Source organism: Enterococcus sp. DIV1315a, assembly GCF_051712325.1.
Taxonomy (GTDB): Bacteria; Bacillota; Bacilli; order Lactobacillales; family Enterococcaceae; genus Enterococcus; species Enterococcus faecalis.
In genome coordinates this window covers 494,821-514,040 of the sequence record NZ_JBIOOS010000001.1, presented here as the reverse complement: position 1 = coordinate 514,040, position 19,220 = coordinate 494,821, and the positions used below count along the sequence as shown (strand labels likewise).

Genomic DNA, 19,220 nt, shown 5'->3' with positions numbered 1-19,220 from the left:
AAAATATTTGTTATTTTATAATAAAAGAACCTTGTTTCCCATAAAAACAAGATTCTTTATCTAATCATTAATGTTTATTTCAGAACACGTTTTAAATAATATCCTGTGTAACTGTCTTTGACTTTAGCAACTTCTTCTGGTGTTCCTGTCGCCACGATTGTCCCACCACCGTCGCCACCTTCTGGCCCTAGATCAATCACATGATCCGCAGATTTGATGACATCCAAGTTATGTTCAATCACTAAAACGGTATTGCCCGTTTCCACTAAACGCTCTAATACTAGAAGCAACCGCGCAATATCATCGGTATGCAAGCCTGTTGTTGGTTCATCCAGAATATAAAAGTTTTTCCCATTAGAATTTTTATGAAGTTCACTCGCTAGCTTCATCCGCTGTGCTTCTCCACCAGATAAAGTAGTTGCTGGCTGCCCCAATGTCACATAGCCTAAGCCTACATCCACAATTGTTTGCAATTTACGATGAATTTTAGGGATATGTTTGAAAAATTCTACGGCATCTTCCACCGTCATATCTAAAATATCAGAAATGTTTTTGCCTTTATAATGAACTTCTAACGTCTCAGAATTATAACGTTTGCCATGACAAACTTCGCAAGGCACATAGACATCAGGTAAAAAGTGCATTTCAATTTTGATGATACCATCCCCGCGACAAGCTTCACAACGGCCACCTTTGACGTTAAAACTAAAGCGGCCTTTTTTATAACCACGAACCTTGGCTTCATTTGTTTGGGCAAACAAATCGCGAATGTCATCAAAAACACTAGTATAAGTCGCTGGATTACTTCTTGGTGTTCGACCAATCGGACTTTGATCAATGTCAACAATCTTTTCAATGGCTTCATAACCAGTGATACTTTTGTGTTTCCCAGGTTTATTGGAATTACGATTTAATTTTTGGGCCAGTGCTTTTTTCAAAATTTGATTGACTAAAGTACTTTTCCCTGAACCTGAAACACCTGTGACAGCAACAAATTCACCGAGCGGAAATTCAACACTGACATTTTTTAAATTATTTTCACTGGCACCAGTGACTTTGATCGCTTTGCCATTACCTTTGCGACGTTCTTTTGGTACAGGAATCACTTTTTTCCCAGAAAGATATTGTCCGGTCAATGAATGCGGATTTTTAGCAACCTCTTCCGGCGTACCAGCGGCTACAATTTCACCGCCCAGATGTCCAGCGCCAGGTCCCACATCAATCAAGTAATCCGAAGCCATCATTGTATCTTCATCGTGTTCCACCACAATTAATGTATTGCCTAAGTCCCGCATTTTTTTCAATGAGTCAATCAAGCGGTCATTATCTCGTTGATGCAAACCAATTGATGGTTCATCTAAAATGTAAAGGACGCCTGATAAGTTTGAGCCAATTTGTGTTGCTAAGCGAATTCTTTGTGCTTCTCCACCAGAAAGTGTACCAGCAGCTCGACTTAAGGTTAAGTAATCTAACCCGACATTTTTTAAGAAGGTTAACCGATCTTCGACTTCTTTTAAAATTGGCCGAGCAATCGTTGTTTCTTGTTCAGATAAAGACACACCTTCAAAAAATTGGACCGCATTTTTTATTGCTAATTCACTGACTTCACCAATGTGCGTGCCATTGATTTTTACAGCTAAAGCTTGCGGATTCAAACGATACCCTTGACAGCTTCGACAAGTCAATTCTGTCATGTATAACCGCATTTGATCTCGTGTAAAATCGCTATTTGTTTCATGATAACGTCGTTTAATATTTTTTAAAATCCCTTCAAATGGCACTTCCACATCACGAACACCACCAAAGTCATTTTCATAATGAAAATGAAAGTTTTTCTCGCCAGAACCATTTAAAATAATTTCTTGTTGGTCTGCAGGTAATTCTTCAAACGGCGTATCCATATCAATCCCAAAACTGGTGGCTGCTTGCTCCAACATTTGTGGATAATATTGGGAACTAATAGGGTTCCACGGAACAATGGCTCCTTCTCTCAAGGTTTTAGTGGGATCTGGAATCACTAAGTCTTTGTCCACTTCTAATTTAACACCTAAACCATCACAATCGGGACAAGCGCCAAATGGTGCATTAAATGAAAACAAGCGCGGTTCCAATTCACCGACTGTGAACCCACAATAAGGACAAGCATAATGTTCACTAAACAACATCTCTTCTTGACCAATCACATCAACAATTGCGTAACCTTCAGCTAAACGCAAAGCCGCTTCAAACGAATCAAACAACCGAGAGCGAATGCCTTCTTTCACAACGATACGGTCAATCACAATCGCAATATCATGTTTTTTATTTTTTTCAAGTTCTGGTGCCTCACTAACATCATAAGTTTCACCATCCACCCGCATTCTGACATACCCTTCACGTTGGATCATTTCAAACACTTTTTTATGTTGGCCTTTTTTCTTGACCACAACAGGCGCCAAAATTTGAATTTTTGTTCGCTCTGGTAGCTCTAAAACTTTATCAACCATCTGTTCAACAGACTGACTGGTAATTTCAATATGATCGTTAGGACAAATTGGATGACCTACCCGAGCAAATAACAATCGTAAATAATCATTGATTTCTGTGACCGTCCCCACCGTTGAGCGCGGGTTTTTACTTGTCGTCTTTTGATCAATTGAAATAGCTGGACTTAAACCATCGATGCTGTCAACATCTGGTTTATCCATCTGTCCCAAAAATTGTCGCGCATAAGCAGAGAGACTCTCTACATAACGTCGTTGGCCTTCTGCGTAAAGCGTATCAAATGCTAATGAACTTTTGCCAGAACCAGATAGTCCAGTTACAACAACCATTTTGTCACGAGGAATCGTGACATCAATATTTTTTAAGTTATGGGCGCGTGCACCATGAATCACAATTTTATCATTTGCCATATATGTTCTCCTTTTACTAAATCTCTTACGTCAAATCATTTCAAGTCATTCTATAGAGAAAAGATTAGTAAAAGATACGATGGTTCATCGTATCTTTTACTTAATCCGTTGGTTGACTTATTTGGCAGCTTTCAATTCAAGAATGGTATCTCGTAATGTGGCTGCAGTTTCGAAGTCTAACGCTTTGGCCGCATCTTTCATTTCTCTTTCAAGTTTCATTAATAAATCAGCTTTTTCTTGTCTTGATAAATCTTCATATGATTTATCCAATTGAACCACGGTTTCATCTTTATCAGCTGTTTTGGAAATAGAAATCAAATCACGAATTTCTTTAATAATTGTTTTTGGTTCAATACCATGTTCTTCATTATATGCTTCTTGGATTGCCCGACGTCGTGCCGTTTCATCCATAGCTCGTTGCATCGAATCGGTGATTTTATCTGCATACATAATGACTTTTCCTTCGGCGTTCCGGGCAGCCCGTCCCATCGTTTGCACTAATGAGCGTTCACTACGTAAGAAGCCTTCTTTATCCGCATCTAGAATCGCAATTAAGGAAACTTCTGGCACATCGATTCCTTCACGTAATAAGTTAATACCTATTAGAATATCAAATTCACCTAATCGTAAATCGCGAATAATCTCCGTTCTTTCCAGTGTTTTTATATCACTATGCAAATATTTAACTTTTAAGCCTAATTCTTTGAAATAGTCGGTTAAATCTTCGGCCATTTTCTTCGTTAAGGTTGTGACAAACACCCGCTGATCTTTTTCGATCCGTTCATGAATTTCGCCCACCAAGTCATCAATTTGACCCATAATTGGGCGGATTTCTACTTCTGGATCTAGTAAACCTGTTGGTCGAATGATTTGTTGAACAACAGTCTCTGTTTGTTCCATTTCATAAGGGCCTGGTGTTGCCGATACATAAACAATTTGGTTTACATGTTGTTCAAATTCTTCTAAACGAAGCGGTCGGTTATCAAGTGCACTTGGTAAACGGAAACCATAGTCCACTAACATTTGTTTCCGTGCTCGGTCGCCATTATACATTCCTCTAATTTGCGGCATTGTTACATGAGACTCATCGATTACAAGTAAGAAGTCATCTGGGAAAAAGTCCAACAGCGTATATGGCGGCTCTCCTTCTTGACGACCATCCATATGTCGAGAGTAATTCTCAATCCCTGACGTATAGCCCATCTCTCTCATCATCTCAATATCATAGTTAGTTCGCTGTTCCAAACGTTGAGCTTCCAATAATTTGTTTTCACTGCGAAGCACTTTCAAACGTGCCTCTAATTCTTCTTGGATCTGCGATATGGCATGTTCCATATGTTCTTCGTTCGTCACAAAGTGTGTTGCCGGAAAAATAGCGACATGCTCTGTTTCGCCGACAATTTCACCAGTTAACGCATCTACTTCACGAATTCGATCAATTTCGTCTCCGAAAAATTCAACACGTAGCGCATGCTCATCCCGTGAAGCTGGGAATATCTCAACCACATCACCGCGGACACGAAAACGCCCCCGTTGAAAATCAATATCATTTCGTTCGAATTGAATATCGACTAAGCTTTTTAGTAACTCATTACGATCCATTTCCATTCCCACACGTAATGAAACAACTTGTTGACTGTATTCCCGCGGATCCCCTAAACCAAAAATACAAGAAACTGATGCTACCACGATGACATCGTTTCGTTCCAATAAAGAACTTGTCGCTGAATGGCGTAGTTTATCAATTTCATCATTAATACTGGAATCTTTTTCAATATATGTATCACTTGAGGGTACATATGCTTCTGGTTGATAATAATCATAGTAACTGACAAAATACTCGACCGCATTATCTGGGAAAAATTCTTTAAATTCCCCGTATAATTGTCCAGCTAGTGTTTTATTATGTGCAATCACTAATGTTGGTTTGTTCACTTCTTGAATCACATTAGAGATTGTAAATGTTTTACCTGTTCCGGTCGCTCCAAGTAAAATTTGAGCTTTTTCTCCACCTTTGACACCGTCAACTAGTTCAGCAATAGCGGCTGGCTGATCTCCGGCAGGCTCATATTTAGAAGCCAAATGAAAGGTATTGGAAGTTTCTCTTTCGATCATTTATAACTCCCCCTCAAAGTGTCTAATTTCTCTTAAATTATCGGCCCATTCTGGCAGAATGTCCACTTATTAGTTTAACATACCGAACATATTTTCGCCACTTTTGCTGTTTCGGACTTCAACTGATCTTAATCTTTTGTTCTTAATTTCTATGTCACATTTTATAACATGTAATGTAAGAAAATTAGAGTTTTTTTCTCTTTTTAGCGTTCAAATACTTGTCAGCTTCCTATTTCTTACTATATAATTGTTCAATATGCAAAACTAGGAGGTATTTTATGAAAAGGAAACACTTTTTACTTTCTTTCTTTGTGATGATGGTAACTCTGCTAACATTCATTAGTGGCACTTCAGCACATGCAGAAGGAAAGAAATATACAATTGGAACGGATTTAACATTCGCCCCTTTTGAATTCCAAGACTCAAAAGGAAAATACATTGGTATTGACGTTGATTTATTAGATGCGATTGCCAAAGATCAAGGTTTTGAAGTGGATTTAAAACCATTAGGCTTCGATAGTGCAGTCCAAGCGATTCAATCTAAACAAATTGATGGCATGATTGCTGGAATGAGTATTACGGATGAGCGAAAAAAATCCTTTGATTTTTCAGATCCATACTTCGATAGCGGTTTACAATTAGCGGTTAAAAAAGGAAACGACAAAATTAAATCATATGATGATTTAAAAGGCAAAACGGTTGCGGCTAAAGTTGGAACTGAAAGTGCCAATTTCCTTGAAAAAAATAAAGAGAAATATGACTACACCATCAAAAATTTTGACGATGCAACGGGTCTTTATAAAGCCTTAGAAAACGGTGAAGCGGATGCAATCGTTGATGATTATCCTGTATTGGGCTACGCAGTTAAAAATGGTCAAAAATTACAATTAGTTGGCGATAAAGAAACAGGCAGTTCTTATGGTTTCGCAGTGAAAAAAGGCCAAAACCCTGAGTTAATCAAAAAGTTCAATGCTGGTTTGAAAAATCTTAAAGACAATGGTACTTATGATAAAATTTTAAACAACTACTTAGCGACAGGTGATGAAACAAACACACAAGACGCTGGCGAACAGATGAAAAAAATCACTCCTAAAAAAGAGAAATATGTGATTGCTAGTGATTCTACGTTTGCTCCGTTTGAGTTTCAAAATGCCCAAGGCGATTATGTCGGAATTGATGTAGATTTAGTCAAACGTGCAGCTGAATTGCAAGGTTTTACTGTTGAATTTAAATTTATTGGTTTTAGTTCTGCTGTCCAAGCTGTTGAATCTGGTCAAGCAGACGGGATGGTTGCAGGCATGACGATTACGGATGATCGTAAAAAAGCCTTCGACTTCTCTGTTCCTTACTTTGATAGCGGTATTCAAATTGCGGTCAAAAAAGGCAATGACAAAATTAAATCGTATGATGATTTAAAAGGCAAAAAAGTCGGCGTAAAAATTGGTACTGAAAGTGCTGATTTCTTAGAAAAAAATAAAAAGAAATATGATTACTCAATTAAGTATTTAGACACAACTGATGCATTATACAGTGCGTTAGAAATTGGCGAAGTTGATGCCATGATGGATGATTATCCTGTCATTGGCTACGGGGTTGCGCAAAATCAACCACTAGCGACACCAATTCCTCGTGAAAAAGGTGGTTCTTACGGTTTTGCTGTCAAAAAAGGGCAAAATCCTGAACTACTTGAAATGTTTAACGAAGGCTTAAAAGAAATGAAACGTACAGGTGAATACGATAAAATTATCGGCACTTACGTGAAAGATGGCAACGAAGCCAAAGAAGAAACAGCTGACGAATCTACATTTGTTGGCTTTATGCAAAACAACTGGAAACAATTGTTACACGGTTTATGGATGACGATTCTATTAACGTTAATTTCCTTCGTACTTGCTTTAATTGTCGGCGTTATTTTTGGATTATTCAGCGTTTCACCAATCAAAGCATTACGTGTACTTTCAACCATTTATGTTGATTTAATTCGCGGAATTCCTTTAATGGTCTTAGCGTTCTTCATCTATTTCGGATTACCTGGTGTGCTTGGCTTTAATATCCCGGTCTTCATTGCTGGGATTATCACATTAACTTTAAATGCCAGTGCCTATATTTCTGAAATTGTGCGCGGCGGAATCAAAGCTGTTCCAGTTGGCCAAATGGAAGCTTCAAGAAGTTTAGGTCTTTCCTATAATCGGACAATGCAAAAAATTATTTTACCACAAGCGATTCGCATTATGATTCCTTCATTCATTAACCAATTTGTTATTTCATTGAAAGATACAACTATCCTTTCAGCAATTGGCTTAATCGAACTACTACAAACAGGAAAAATTATTGTTGCTCGGACATTACAAAGTACAATGGTTTACTTCGTTATTGCGTTAATCTACTTAATTTTAATTACTAGCTTAACTAAATTAGCGAAAAACCTTGAAAAGAAGGTGAACTAATATGACTGAAAAAATCTTAGTTGAACATTTAGTAAAAAAATATGGTGACAACACGGTTTTAAACGACATTAATGTTTCTATTAACGAAGGCGACGTAGTCTGCGTCATCGGTCCTTCTGGTTCTGGTAAAAGTACTTTTTTACGTTGCTTGAATCAATTAGAAGAAGCTTCTAGCGGAGACATTATTATTGATGGTGCGAACTTGACAGATAAAAATACGGACATCAACCAAGTCCGTCAACATATCGGCATGGTTTTCCAACATTTCAATTTGTTTCCACATTTATCTATTTTAGAAAATATTGTTTTAGCACCAACCGATTTAGGTCGCTTATCAAAAGACGAAGCGGAGAAAAAAGCGTTAGAACTTTTAGAACGTGTTGGGTTGGCAGATAAAAAAGATGCCTATCCAGATTCTTTATCTGGTGGTCAAAAACAACGTGTCGCAATTGCACGTGCGTTAGCGATGAATCCTGATATTATGCTTTTCGATGAGCCAACATCAGCCCTTGATCCAGAAATGGTTGGCGATGTTCTTGGTGTAATGAAAGATTTAGCAAAACAAGGAATGACAATGGTCATCGTTACTCACGAAATGGGCTTTGCAAAAGAAGTGGCTAATCGAGTAATGTTCATTGATGGCGGTAACTTCCTAGAAGATGGTTCGCCAGAGCAAGTCTTTGAAAATCCTCAAAACCCTCGAACAAAAGATTTCTTAGATAAAGTATTAAATATTTAAACAAAAGCACTTGGCGCGCGCTAGCGCCCAAGTGCTTTATTTTATGGTTAAATTGTTTCTGTGACAGAGACAGATTGAACGTGCCCTTTTTCTTTTAAGAGATGGTGCAAGTTGGAATGCCAGAAATCTTCTTTGCCTACATAAGAAATCTTTGCTGTCACTGCCTCTTGTTCGGATTCCAAAGTCAATTCTACTAAGCGCTCCCCTTTTTCTAAAGAAGCTTGAAGTTGTTCATGCAGTCGGCTTTCTTTAATCATGGGTTCCTTCATTTTTACGATAAGCTGCAATCGTTTTAAAGGAGTTTTTCGTTTAAAATGGGCCAGAGCTAATACTAGCAAAGTTGCCACGAGATTGATAAATGCAATGGTTAAAAAGCCCATCCCAATGACTAAACCAATAATAGTAACATTCCACATCATTACTGCTGTCGTTAACCCAGAAACTTTCCTTTCTCTAAAAACGATAATCCCCGCACCGAGAAAGCCTACACCACTAATCACTTGGGCGCCATATCGTGTAATATCCATAGAAATAATGGATGCCAAGGCGCTATTTTGTTTCACCACATCGACTAAAATATCCACCGATTGAATCTGTAAAATGGAAATCGTACAGGAGGCCAAACATAAAATGGCATTACTACTGATACCGAAGCCTTTTCTTTTAATACTTCTTTCTAACCCAATCAATGCTCCAAAAACCACGGCTAGAGCCATCCGAATGACAACGTCGGTGAGAGAAAGTTCAATCATTTTTAAAGAATTCATCGCTTTCTCTCCTTTCTTGCAAGTGACTATTTGACTTATTTTGTATTAACTAATAAACGCAAGCCATTAAAAATGACCACTAAGGTACTTCCTTCATGAATAAGTACGCTAAATGCGATATTCGCAATACCTAAAAAGTTCAAGATAATTAACGTTGCTACCACTAACATTGAAAAAATAATATTTTGCTGCACAATTTTATTCAAGCGTTTTGAGACACGATGAGCATAGCCTAATTTAGAAAGATCATTTTTCATCACTACCACGTCTGCAACATCGATAGCAATGTCTGTACCATCACCCATCGCCACTCCGATATCAGCATTCACTAAAGCGGGCGCATCGTTAATGCCATCACCAACCATCCCAGTCATTCCTACTTCGTGTTTTAATTGATCAACAATCGCTGATTTTTCCTCAGGCAAAACATTAGCAAAAACTTGGTCCACGCCTACTAAGCGACCAACTGCTTCACCCGTAAGTTTGGCATCTCCTGTAATCATTGTTGTTTCAATATTTTGTGACTTGAAATAGTGAATGGCGTTCATTGCTTCTTCATTAGGAACATCCATCAATGCCACCAAACCAATCACTTGTTCATTTTCGGCAAAGTACACTACCGTTTTGCCTTCACTTGCTAATTTCGTTGTTTGTTTCTCAATGATTGTTGGCACTTGTTCGAAACTAGATGGTTTACCAATTCTAAAAGTTGTGTCTGCAATGGTCGTTACTAAACCCACCCCGACAATATTTTCTACTTCTAAATTTAAAGCCGTTGTTTCTGCTTCAAAGCGATTAACAATCGCCGTCGCCAATGGATGATTGGATTTTTTCTCCATATTTGTTAAAACAGCTACTAATTCGTCTTGGCGATCTTCTAAGCCATCAACAAAAAGATAATCTGTGACCTCAGGTTTGCCTTTTGTTAGCGTGCCTGTTTTATCAAAAGCGAGTGCTTTCACTTCAGCTAAATTTGATAAGAATGAGCCACCTTTAAACAAAACGCCTTGTTTTGCTAAATTGGAAATTCCTGATAAAGTTGCCGGAACGGCACTCGCTGCTAAAGCACAAGGGGAGGCAGCAATTAAGAAGACCAAGCCTCTGTAAAAACTTTCAGCCCAAGTCAATTGGAAAAGCAATGCGCCACCTAAAACAATTAGTGGAAAAACTGCTAAAACTAGTGTGACATATTTCGGTTCAAATCGTTTAATTTTGCTTGCAATTTCTGATTGATTTTCTTGTGATTGGTTCACGAGCTGTACGATTTTTGCAAAAACTGTTTCTGAACTATCTTTCGTTACTTCAACAACAATTGTGCCTGAACCGTTCATGGTACTACCAAAAACTGGGTCACCACTATTTTTTTCTTTGGGAATACTTTCCCCATTAATAGATGATTCATCCACAGCGGTACTTCCTTCAATCACGACGCCATCTGTCGGGATTTGCGCACCATTGAGGACTTGCACGCGGTCACCAATCTTCAATTGTTCAACTGACACAGTTTGAATTGAGCCGTCATCTGTTATCAAGCGAGCTTCTGTTGGATTTAAATTTAATAGTTTTGTAATTTCACGTTGGCTTTTGCCTTGAGCATAATCTTCAAGGAAATGCGCCGCCGCAAAAATCAAAATCAACAATGCTGATTCTTCAAAACTTCCCATTAATGCTGAACCAACTGCAGCTAAGGTCATTAACAAATGAATATTAGGCGAAAACTTTCGATTGTTTTTCGTATCCCGATACGTATCTCCAAAGCCTTCCCCAATAATATGATAACCAGCTAAAATAGCAGCTAATGAGAAAAGAATATTTTTCACTAAGAGCATGTTCCCTAAAAATAAACCGATAAAGAAAAGAGCCAATCCTGTAAAAAAGAGAATAACTGGAACGTTTTTACCTTTTTCTTCATGTGTGTGTGCACCTGTTTGTTTTGACATTGTTATGCGCCTCCTCATTAATGTTTTTCTATTCATATGAATGTATATTCATATTATAAAACACTTGGGTGGTTTTGTAAAGACTTAAACACAAAGACAAGCGATGATTCTATTCGATAGGATCACCGCTTGTCTTTGTCGATTCTTTTTGATGTTGATATTTTTCTTCTTGAATAGTCAATAATGATTGCGTTAAATTGACCCAATCAATCGAACGAGGTGGATCCAGCCAAACCATAACTTTACTCTTTTCTTCTTGATACAAGTTATTTAAATTGGTAATCACCACATCTGGTAAGGTATCTGATAACGGGTCAATAATTTCTACATTTAAATTCACATAGACGGATAAATTTTTTTTGATGAATTGGTTATACTCTTTTCCATAAGAAAAATCAATTAGGACCTTGGCTGGCTCTGCAATTAAATGAACCGGAACATGATTAATTAGCAACAATAGATAGTTAAAAAACAAACAGTGATTGGCTTTCGCAATTTTTTTATGTTTTGCTGTTAACCAACGAATATATTCAATTAAATAAAAATAAAATTCCGGATATGTTTGCTTAAAAAACTGTAAATCCATTTCAAAATCGTCAAACATATTAATCGGAAAGTAAATAACATTGAAATGAATAATTGCTAACCCTTCTTCTAGAGTATTCCTTGTTGACTCCTCTAAACAATTAAATGCTTTTTCAAAACTTCCAATGAAAACACGAGTTAGGCTTTCAATCGTAGAATCTTCGTGAATAACATATTTTTTCTCTAGTTTGCCATGCAAATACAAGAAAAAAACAATCGTATACGTTAATGATTTTGAGGCCAATGCCCATGCCACTTGCGATTTTTTTATTAGTTCCTCTGAAAATGTATTCAGTGCACGCGTATCGATCCCTTCCACCGCACGTCCTTCGTTGTTAATCATAATAGCTAAATAATGGAAAAAATTGCGTCGCTCATAGGTGGTGAAAGTATAGTTTAACTCAACAGACTGTAATACACGTTTCGCTTCATTATAGACTTTTACCGAATATAATTCGGAAATCGGTTGATTGGAAAGCGTGAACAATTTATACAAAAAAAATGAAATTGCTTTTTGATTGCCGACAATTTCCCGCTTACTAAAATAGATCTGATACTCCTTTAAGGCTTTTTTTAGCCGCTGTAAGGTACTATACGCCACAGAGGTGCTGACATGATTACATTCAGCAAACTTTGTCAAACTATAATTTCCTCTAAAGTAAGACAACACTAATTTAAAAGAGAGCGATTCTGTTAAGTATTTCGTGAGCAAAAGTTTACTTGAATAGTTTCCATCAATTTCAAGTGTAACATCTACATCAGAAACGACTAAAGTTAAGCTGTCGCTTAACTTTAGATTGTCAATATCTGCTTTTAATTTTTCTAATGTTTTTTTGACTAAAAAATTCGACATTGATAATTCTTCGCGAAGTGCAATAAAAGTACCTGATAGCGTGGGACTTTCTTCTAAATGCCTTAGCAAGGAATAACTTCGTTGATCTTCTTTATTTAAAAAAATTTCATAATTCATCATTTATCAGTTCTTTCTCCCATAAATAGCCGTTCCTACTAATTCCCGTATGAAATTCAAGTAAAAAGTGTTTTGCCCCTCCGTTCCAGCACCGCCTGTGCTATTTGGTACAATGGTGATATGGCTAGCATCAAATAATTCATCCGTGAAAAATACTTGATGCTGACTTTTCTTGGAAGAAGGCCTTTCTTCATTTGTTTTTGGATTATTTGTTATCACTTCTTTTTTACTAACGTCTTCGCTACTTTCTTCCGCTTGCGTTTCGCTAGTAATAGTACTTTCATTTGTTTCTTCCATTTTTTCTGGTGTGCCAGTATTCTCAATCGGATAAATTTCTTCTGTTGGATTGGTCGGATTATAAATTGGATTCCGTTCTTCTGCTGCTTGCACAGTGGTTACTTGAAAAAACGAGAGTAACAATGTACTCCATAATAGTAAATGTTTGTATTTATCCATTTTTCTCACATATATTGCCAAATACTTTAGCTACATAACAAAACAAAAAATATAACTAGTAAAGTGGTATCAGACGATATTTAACAATACTCCTTCTTATTATTTCTTTTTTTGAGTTAGGTTTGTTGAATAAACTGCATGTTTGATAAGTAAAAACAAACAAAAACGTTGCCGATAATCAAATCAAAAATTAACTACTCTTTATATTTCTCTTTCGTTTTTTTCCTGTTTCTTTTTTCGCCAAATCAACCAGGCAATGATTAAAATCACTATCAATAATAGTAGTAAGCCAATCATCAAATATAAATTCGAATGATTTTCTTTTAAGGTGACATCTTTTTCATTTAATTCTTTGGCAACTTCACCATTAATTGTAAAGTCTTTTTCAAATTGCCATTGATTTCTAAAAGATATCGATTCATTGTTTATTGATTTTTTAAATGAGCCTGCAGCATCTTTATTCCCAACAACGGTCATAGACAAATGATAATCTCCTGGCTTAAGTGGTTGCCCTTTTAGCGCAATAGGAACAGAAAAATTGGTATTTGGCGCAATTTGCATGTTTGCTTTTTCCTCTTTATATAAAACTTCTTCATGTCCCTTTTTGGTAATCTCTGCCGAAAAGGCAACTTGGTTAATATATGTTTTTTGATCATTTTGTAGATTGACTAAAATCACATTTCTAGCATTAATCTGTCCTGGTGAGACTTTTTTCAAAAGTAAATTCGGCTCAACCTTTTTTTTGTTTTGTTGCATCAATAATGCAACGACATACGAATATTCATTTTTAATGGATAACCCCTGACTCTTATCGTCTTGACGTTTGCCTTCATCCGACGTTTCTTCTTTAAAAGTGATACCACTAGCTAACACTCCATCAAAGGGTGTATTAGGCATTTTGACGTTAATAGAAACCGTTTGTTCACTTTTCGGTTTTAAACGAACTGAGCTAGGGTATTGAACGTAGTCTTTTATATCAAACGCTAAACTTTGATCTTTTTTCCCCTTATTTTCACCATACTCCACGATTACATTTGAATTGGTAATGGCACTATTGATGGAAATACCTACCTTTACTTCTTTATCTGTATCATTGCGCAAGTTCACTTTCAACTCAGTTTCTTCATTTGGTGCTAGTAATAAATCAAAGTAAGTTTTTTCTTTATCTACTTGTTTTTCTGATGGAATAGGCGTAACCGCAAAATTAAATTCACTGGCAAAACCATTGCTAGGTACTAACGCTAAAAGAATTAGTAGTATCGGAAAAAAAAGAAATCGTTGTTTTTTTCTGTTCAAATTATTTACTCCTTTTCTATATGTAGTGAATAGCAGGTAACTATGTTCCCCGCTATTCTTCTTTTTAAAACTCGTTTAATTTCCTGGAGCGTCTGTCAACGTCCATGTTAATTTTGTGGCGTATTTTTCAGCGTATTTGGTTGTAGAACCTGGAACAGTTAACTCAATACTTTTAGCAGCTGTAGTTGCATCGGTTCCCCAATCAAATAAATAAGTTCCTGCACCGTTTCCTTTCGCTGCACTCATTACATCTGATTGACTACCATCTGAATTTAGCGTGATTGTGGCTGGGCCTGTTGGTTTGCCTGAATCTGAAGCAGTCACTACATTTCCGTTTTTAAACGTGATAGCTGCCCCAGTCAATTCTTTACCAGAAGTTGATTTAAATTGTCCTTCTTGTTTCACTTTTAATGACCAGCCAGCTTCGGTTCCACGGTTATCTGTTACTTGGACATAGTTAGGACCTTCTTTGACTTCATCGGTTGCGCCTACCGTCTTGTATTTTTGGGTAGCAGCAAAATAAGTCTGATCCTTCGACGTGATTTTTTGAACACCGAAGTCTAGACTTGACGCATAATCAATTGACAACGGACCGTTTGTTCCTGGATTAGGACCTTCAGGATCTGTTGGATCAATAGGATCAACTGGATTAGTTGGATCCGTTGGGTCAACCGGATTAGTTGGATCTTCACTTGGTGTAAATTCTACGATACCATTAGATGTATAACTACCGCCATCTTCTGCAAAGGCTTGAGAAGTCATGCCTAAGCTCCCTAAAATAAATGTGGATAAACATACTGTTGTTACTTTTTTCATTTTCTTTTCTCCATTCTTTTCTTTAATTTCCTGGTACGTCTTCTAACGCCCAAGATAAACGAGCTTTAAATGTTCCAACTCTTTGATAAGCTACAGGAACATTGATTTGAATTCCTTGTTGTTTTGATTCATCAAGTAATGCTGTTAAATCTGTTTCACCTTTCTGATTACTTTCTAAAAGCGTAATTGCCTCATTTGTAATCTGAGAGCTTCCAGCAGTTGAAACGAAAGAAAAAACATCTGGCATTACAATTGAATCATTTGTTAACGGTTGCGTTTGCTTTAGTTGCAGGCGCCAATTATTTGCGTTACGTTCATCCACGACTTTGAGTCCTTCGGTGGGATGCCCAAGTTTAATTAGTGGTTGATTACGTATCTTTTCCGTACCAAAAGTAATCTGTTTTGGCGCCTCTTTAAAATATAGTTCCCCTAAACGATAGTAAAAATAAATATCTTTTGTTTCCTCTGTCATTGTTCCTTCCGCATTGCCTGAGTCTTTTGTAAAAACATAGCCAGAAATATCTAGGGGTTTTTCTTGATAGGGTGCACCAATTTTCCCTGTTACACTTTTAGGTGGAGCAATATCTTTACCTTCCGCGTCTTTATAAAAAACGGTTACTGTTTTTTCTGTTGGTTTAGGAATAGTAATCGTTACATTATTTGACTTTTGCAGTAAGGTTCCTTCTTCATAATAGTCAAAGTTCATAGTTAAAACTTTTTCGGGCGTATTATCTTGAAGGTTTGTTTTTAATTCAATAATCATGTCCTTCTTTAAAACTAGGTAGTCATTTAAAGCAATTGTTAAGTGATTCCCCGTTTGTGTCAGATCTTTGGCTGCTACCTTTTTACCATCAATCGTTAATGAATTTTCTTCATATGCTAATTCATCAGGTAAGTCAATGCTTACTTGCGGTTGACGATCTACGATAAAGTCATTGTCAATATTCAACGTATTCCGTAGTCTCACCTGATCATTTTTCACTGCTTCAACAGCTGAGCTAAACTCCTGACCATTCACGCTAAGGGCTGCTTGTGACGTAACGTTGGTAGGAATTTGTGTCATTGCTAAAGCATTCTCTTGGTATTTGCCACCTGTAGAGGATGTAAAGCCCCAATAAACCGTTGTTGCGCCAAATTGTGCATTTAAATCTGAAACTACATACGTATTCGTGCCCACACCTTCTAAATCATATGTTAATGCTTTGGTTGCGGCATTCCAATGAACAGTCAACATGCGCCAGGTTCCATTAGATAGATAGGTTGGCGCAACGGTGACGCCTGAATGCTCCCCTGTATAGCTGTTGTTATTAGCTTTCGGAGTGACAAAAGCTAAATGTCCATTTCCCTTATCTTGTGAAATTTCTCGGTCCATTCGGTTGGAACTACCAGTATTTTTATAGGTATCAAACTCAATCGATAAGGCATTTCTAACATAAGGTTGACCAGCTTTCGTGGAGTATGCACCGATTCCCATCCCAGGTGAACCAATGACTTCTTGAGGCGTTGTGGACATTCTAGGATCATTCGTTAAGGTAAAGGTCATACCATCACCAGCATTTGCATACTCGTTTCCTAAATACAAATAACTTTTAAAGGTAAAATCCGACAATAAACTGATTGGTTTTTTTGACCAAATAGCTCCTTTTTGTGATTTAACAGCTGGGTTTAGTTGTAATAACTTCCCACCTTCTAAAATACTTGTTGCATTTCCAATTGGTTCTTGAAATACCTTGTCGATTGGAATGATATTAGGATCATCCGGCAATGAAGTAGCGTATGGCGCAGCCAACATGCGCGGCTGTGGTTCAACTATCACCGATTCCGTTGCACTGTTATCGTCATCCTTTTGTTGTTTGCTAGGTTCTAAAGTAGCCGTTGATTGGTCTGTTTCTGCTGGATGATTATCGGTTGTTGTTGTCGTTTCTAGGGAAGGTTCTTGCTCTAATGTTTCCGAGTGAGAAGGAGCGCTAGTTGCCTGATCATTGGCCGATTCCTCCACTATTTCCCGATTGACTTCGTTGATATTTGTCGAAGGATTACTAATCGCTTCGCTAGTAATAGGCGCAAGGATTAGTAAGAATAAACTACTTGCCAAAAAGACTAGGCTTTGTTTGTTTCGCATCTCTCTTCACCTCTACTTTTTAAATTCCTGGTACATCCGTCAACGTCCACAATAATTTTGTTTGATATTTCACGGCATCTTTAGGGGTTGACCCTGGTACTGATAGCGCAACATCTTTTGTAACATTAACATTGTGTACCGTATTGGTTTCATCGCGTTCTGCAACCACTTCTACTTTGCCCCAATAAGTAGCCCAAGTTCCTGCACCGGTTCCTTGCTTCGCAGCTACCACTAGCGATGCGGTTCCTGGAACAAGGGCAATCTTATTTGTTGCCTCTGGTTTCACAACATTTTGCGCATTACTATTAACGTTCGGGTTAGCTAAAGAAATTTGCGCACCTGTCAACTGACTATTTAAAGTAGCCTTTGTTGCTTTAAATTGCTCCTTTTGCGTAACCGTTAAAGACCAACCACTATTGGTTCCTCTATTATCAGAAATTTGCACAAAATTTGGTGTTTCTTTTTGATTTTCTTGATATTGCTGTGCTCTTGCAAAATATACTTGGTCTTTATTCGAAATACGATTTTTCCCAAAGTCAAAACTTGAAGCATAATCAATAGACAGCGGTCCTTGGGTACCAGGATTGGGACCTTCTGGGTCTGTCGGATCAATTGGTTTGACTGGCTTTTCTGGATCGGGATTTTCTGGATCAACTGGCTCTGTCGGATCTACGTTCGGAATAAATTCTATTAAACCATTCGAACGATACTCTTTTGGCTCTTCTGCCTTCGCTTGTAAGGACCAACCAGCAACTGCAAATGTACTGCATAGAACGATTCCTGTGAATTGTTTTTTCATTGCTTTTCTCCTTTATTTAATTATTAGCGGGAGTATCTTCTAATGCCCAAACTAACTTCGTTGAATATTGTTGTGCAAGCTTTACAGATTTTCCGGGAACGAATAGTTGGACAGCTTCTTTATTTGTTGCTTCATTTGAACCAAAGCGATAAACCCAAGTCCCAACACCTGTTTCTTTTTTAGCGTTCATCGCTAGATTATTATTTACACCAGGTGTTAAGGAAATAGTACTACTGACTTCAGTAGGTTTATATTTTTCATCCACCATTGAAGCAGCTTCTGCCTTTGTAAACGTCAATTGAGCGCCGACTAGTTCTTCTCCAGTAGCTGTTTTAAATTGTTCAGGTTGGGAAAGCGTTAGTTTCCATCCTGCTAACGTTCCTCTTTTATCAGTTACTTGTACATAGGTTGGTTTTTTTGAACCATCTTTCATTTCATCTGGCGCAGCATAATACGTTTGATCTGCCGTAGAAATCTTTTGTGCACCAAATTTAAATTTTGACCCATAATCAATTGATAAGGCACCACCCGTTCCTGGCCCTGGAGGATCAATTGGGTCTACTGGATCAGTAGGATCGGGATTTTCTGGATCAACAGGCGGTGTGATTTCATTATCACCTGCTTCAAAAGTAATTGTGCCTTCTGTATTGTATTCTTTCGGAAAAGTTTCTGCTGCTGATGCGTTTATTGCTTGAAACCCTACGCCTAAAAGTATGGTTGCCGATGTAAGTAAAACAGTTTTTTTCATTAATTAAACTCCTTCTCTCGTTTCATTTTATTAATTAAATAAATGACTATCCCCAACAAACTAACTCCTATCAAGGAATACAGCGGATTTTCAGACTCGCCTGTTTTAGGTAAAACTGCTTGTCCAGAAGCAGCTAAATTGTTTCTTCCCTGTTCTTCTGATTGTTGGGTATACGCTACGTCATTTGACTCTTTTTCATTCTCATAAACGTAGGTACCATAGAAGCTCGCTTGACCATTTGATTCATAATTATTTTCTTCAGCCATAACGCTTTTTGTTTGCAACCCAATGATCAATAGCCCTAAACATACCAAACTAAACCTTTTTATGATTTTCATCTGAATTCCTCCTTCCCCATTTTCAACATTGACTGGCCCAGCCAATAAACATTATATAAAAGAAATATTTATTAGATTTTTTTATTTTTTTCAGACGCTTTTAAAAAATAAAATGGTTTTAGCTAAGAAAGCTTTAAAATCAACACTTTTAAAGACAAAAAAATAAACAAAAAAACTTCGAAAAATAA

14 protein-coding genes are annotated in these 19,220 nt (G+C 37.3%); 2 read left to right on the top strand and 12 right to left on the bottom strand.

The genetic code is table 11. The features are described 5' to 3' along the window. Positions 1 to 74: 74 nt before the first annotated feature. Positions 75 to 2,894, bottom strand: a complete 2,820-nt coding sequence (gene uvrA, locus IGJ03_RS02505; RefSeq protein ID WP_202574085.1) for an excinuclease ABC subunit UvrA — start codon at positions 2,892 to 2,894, stop codon at positions 75 to 77. 117 nt (positions 2,895 to 3,011) lie between these two features. After that, entirely contained in the window at positions 3,012 to 5,009 is a 1,998-nt protein-coding gene (gene uvrB, locus IGJ03_RS02500) for an excinuclease ABC subunit UvrB (protein ID WP_002355618.1), read from the bottom strand. Positions 5,010 to 5,287: 278 nt separating this feature from the next. Between uvrB and IGJ03_RS02495 the strand changes: the two genes are divergently transcribed. Both IGJ03_RS02495 and IGJ03_RS02490 read left to right on the top strand, forming a co-directional pair. Continuing rightward, positions 5,288 to 7,456 carry an amino acid ABC transporter substrate-binding protein/permease gene (locus IGJ03_RS02495; RefSeq protein ID WP_002355617.1) on the top strand — a complete coding sequence of 723 codons (2,169 nt, stop codon included), beginning with the start codon at positions 5,288 to 5,290 and terminating at the stop codon, positions 7,454 to 7,456. Position 7,457: 1 nt separating this feature from the next. Then, entirely contained in the window at positions 7,458 to 8,195 is a 738-nt protein-coding gene (locus IGJ03_RS02490; protein ID WP_002355616.1) for an amino acid ABC transporter ATP-binding protein, read from the top strand. 47 nt (positions 8,196 to 8,242) lie between these two features. Here IGJ03_RS02490 and IGJ03_RS02485 read toward each other — a convergent pair whose 3' ends face one another. From IGJ03_RS02485 to IGJ03_RS02440, 10 genes are all read right to left on the bottom strand, one after another. Continuing rightward, entirely contained in the window at positions 8,243 to 8,962 is a 720-nt protein-coding gene (locus IGJ03_RS02485) for an MgtC/SapB family protein (protein WP_002361276.1), read from the bottom strand. A 35-nt stretch (positions 8,963 to 8,997) separates the two neighbouring features. Then, complete coding sequence (locus IGJ03_RS02480) at positions 8,998 to 10,902, bottom strand: heavy metal translocating P-type ATPase (RefSeq protein WP_010777423.1); 1,905 nt, start codon at positions 10,900 to 10,902, stop codon at positions 8,998 to 9,000. A 109-nt stretch (positions 10,903 to 11,011) separates the two neighbouring features. Next, a complete protein-coding gene (locus tag IGJ03_RS02475; RefSeq protein ID WP_375804761.1) occupies positions 11,012 to 12,460 on the bottom strand; it encodes a helix-turn-helix domain-containing protein in 1,449 nt (482 codons plus the stop codon). A gap of 3 nt (positions 12,461 to 12,463) precedes the next feature. Then, positions 12,464 to 12,913: a hypothetical protein gene (locus tag IGJ03_RS02470; protein ID WP_002407355.1), complete on the bottom strand. Its 450-nt coding sequence runs from the start codon at positions 12,911 to 12,913 to the stop codon at positions 12,464 to 12,466. 201 nt (positions 12,914 to 13,114) lie between these two features. Then, positions 13,115 to 14,209 carry a DUF916 and DUF3324 domain-containing protein gene (locus IGJ03_RS02465; RefSeq protein ID WP_002361272.1) on the bottom strand — a complete coding sequence of 365 codons (1,095 nt, stop codon included), beginning with the start codon at positions 14,207 to 14,209 and terminating at the stop codon, positions 13,115 to 13,117. A 75-nt stretch (positions 14,210 to 14,284) separates the two neighbouring features. Then, positions 14,285 to 15,025 (bottom strand): WxL domain-containing protein, encoded by a 741-nt coding sequence (locus tag IGJ03_RS02460; protein WP_002375974.1) that lies wholly within the window; start codon positions 15,023 to 15,025, stop codon positions 14,285 to 14,287. Between the two features lie 22 nt (positions 15,026 to 15,047). Next, the gene (locus IGJ03_RS02455; RefSeq protein ID WP_375804760.1) at positions 15,048 to 17,147 is read right to left on the bottom strand and encodes a lectin-like domain-containing protein; all 2,100 of its coding nucleotides are present in this window, start codon (positions 17,145 to 17,147) and stop codon (positions 15,048 to 15,050) included. A gap of 19 nt (positions 17,148 to 17,166) precedes the next feature. After that, positions 17,167 to 17,946 carry a WxL domain-containing protein gene (locus IGJ03_RS02450; protein WP_104859602.1) on the bottom strand — a complete coding sequence of 260 codons (780 nt, stop codon included), beginning with the start codon at positions 17,944 to 17,946 and terminating at the stop codon, positions 17,167 to 17,169. Between the two features lie 16 nt (positions 17,947 to 17,962). Continuing rightward, entirely contained in the window at positions 17,963 to 18,694 is a 732-nt protein-coding gene (locus IGJ03_RS02445; protein WP_104859601.1) for a WxL domain-containing protein, read from the bottom strand. Next, the gene (locus tag IGJ03_RS02440) at positions 18,694 to 19,077 is read right to left on the bottom strand and encodes an LPXTG cell wall anchor domain-containing protein (RefSeq protein WP_375804759.1); all 384 of its coding nucleotides are present in this window, start codon (positions 19,075 to 19,077) and stop codon (positions 18,694 to 18,696) included. Before IGJ03_RS02440 ends, IGJ03_RS02445 begins: the two co-directional genes overlap by 1 nt. Positions 19,078 to 19,220: the final 143 nt, after the last annotated feature.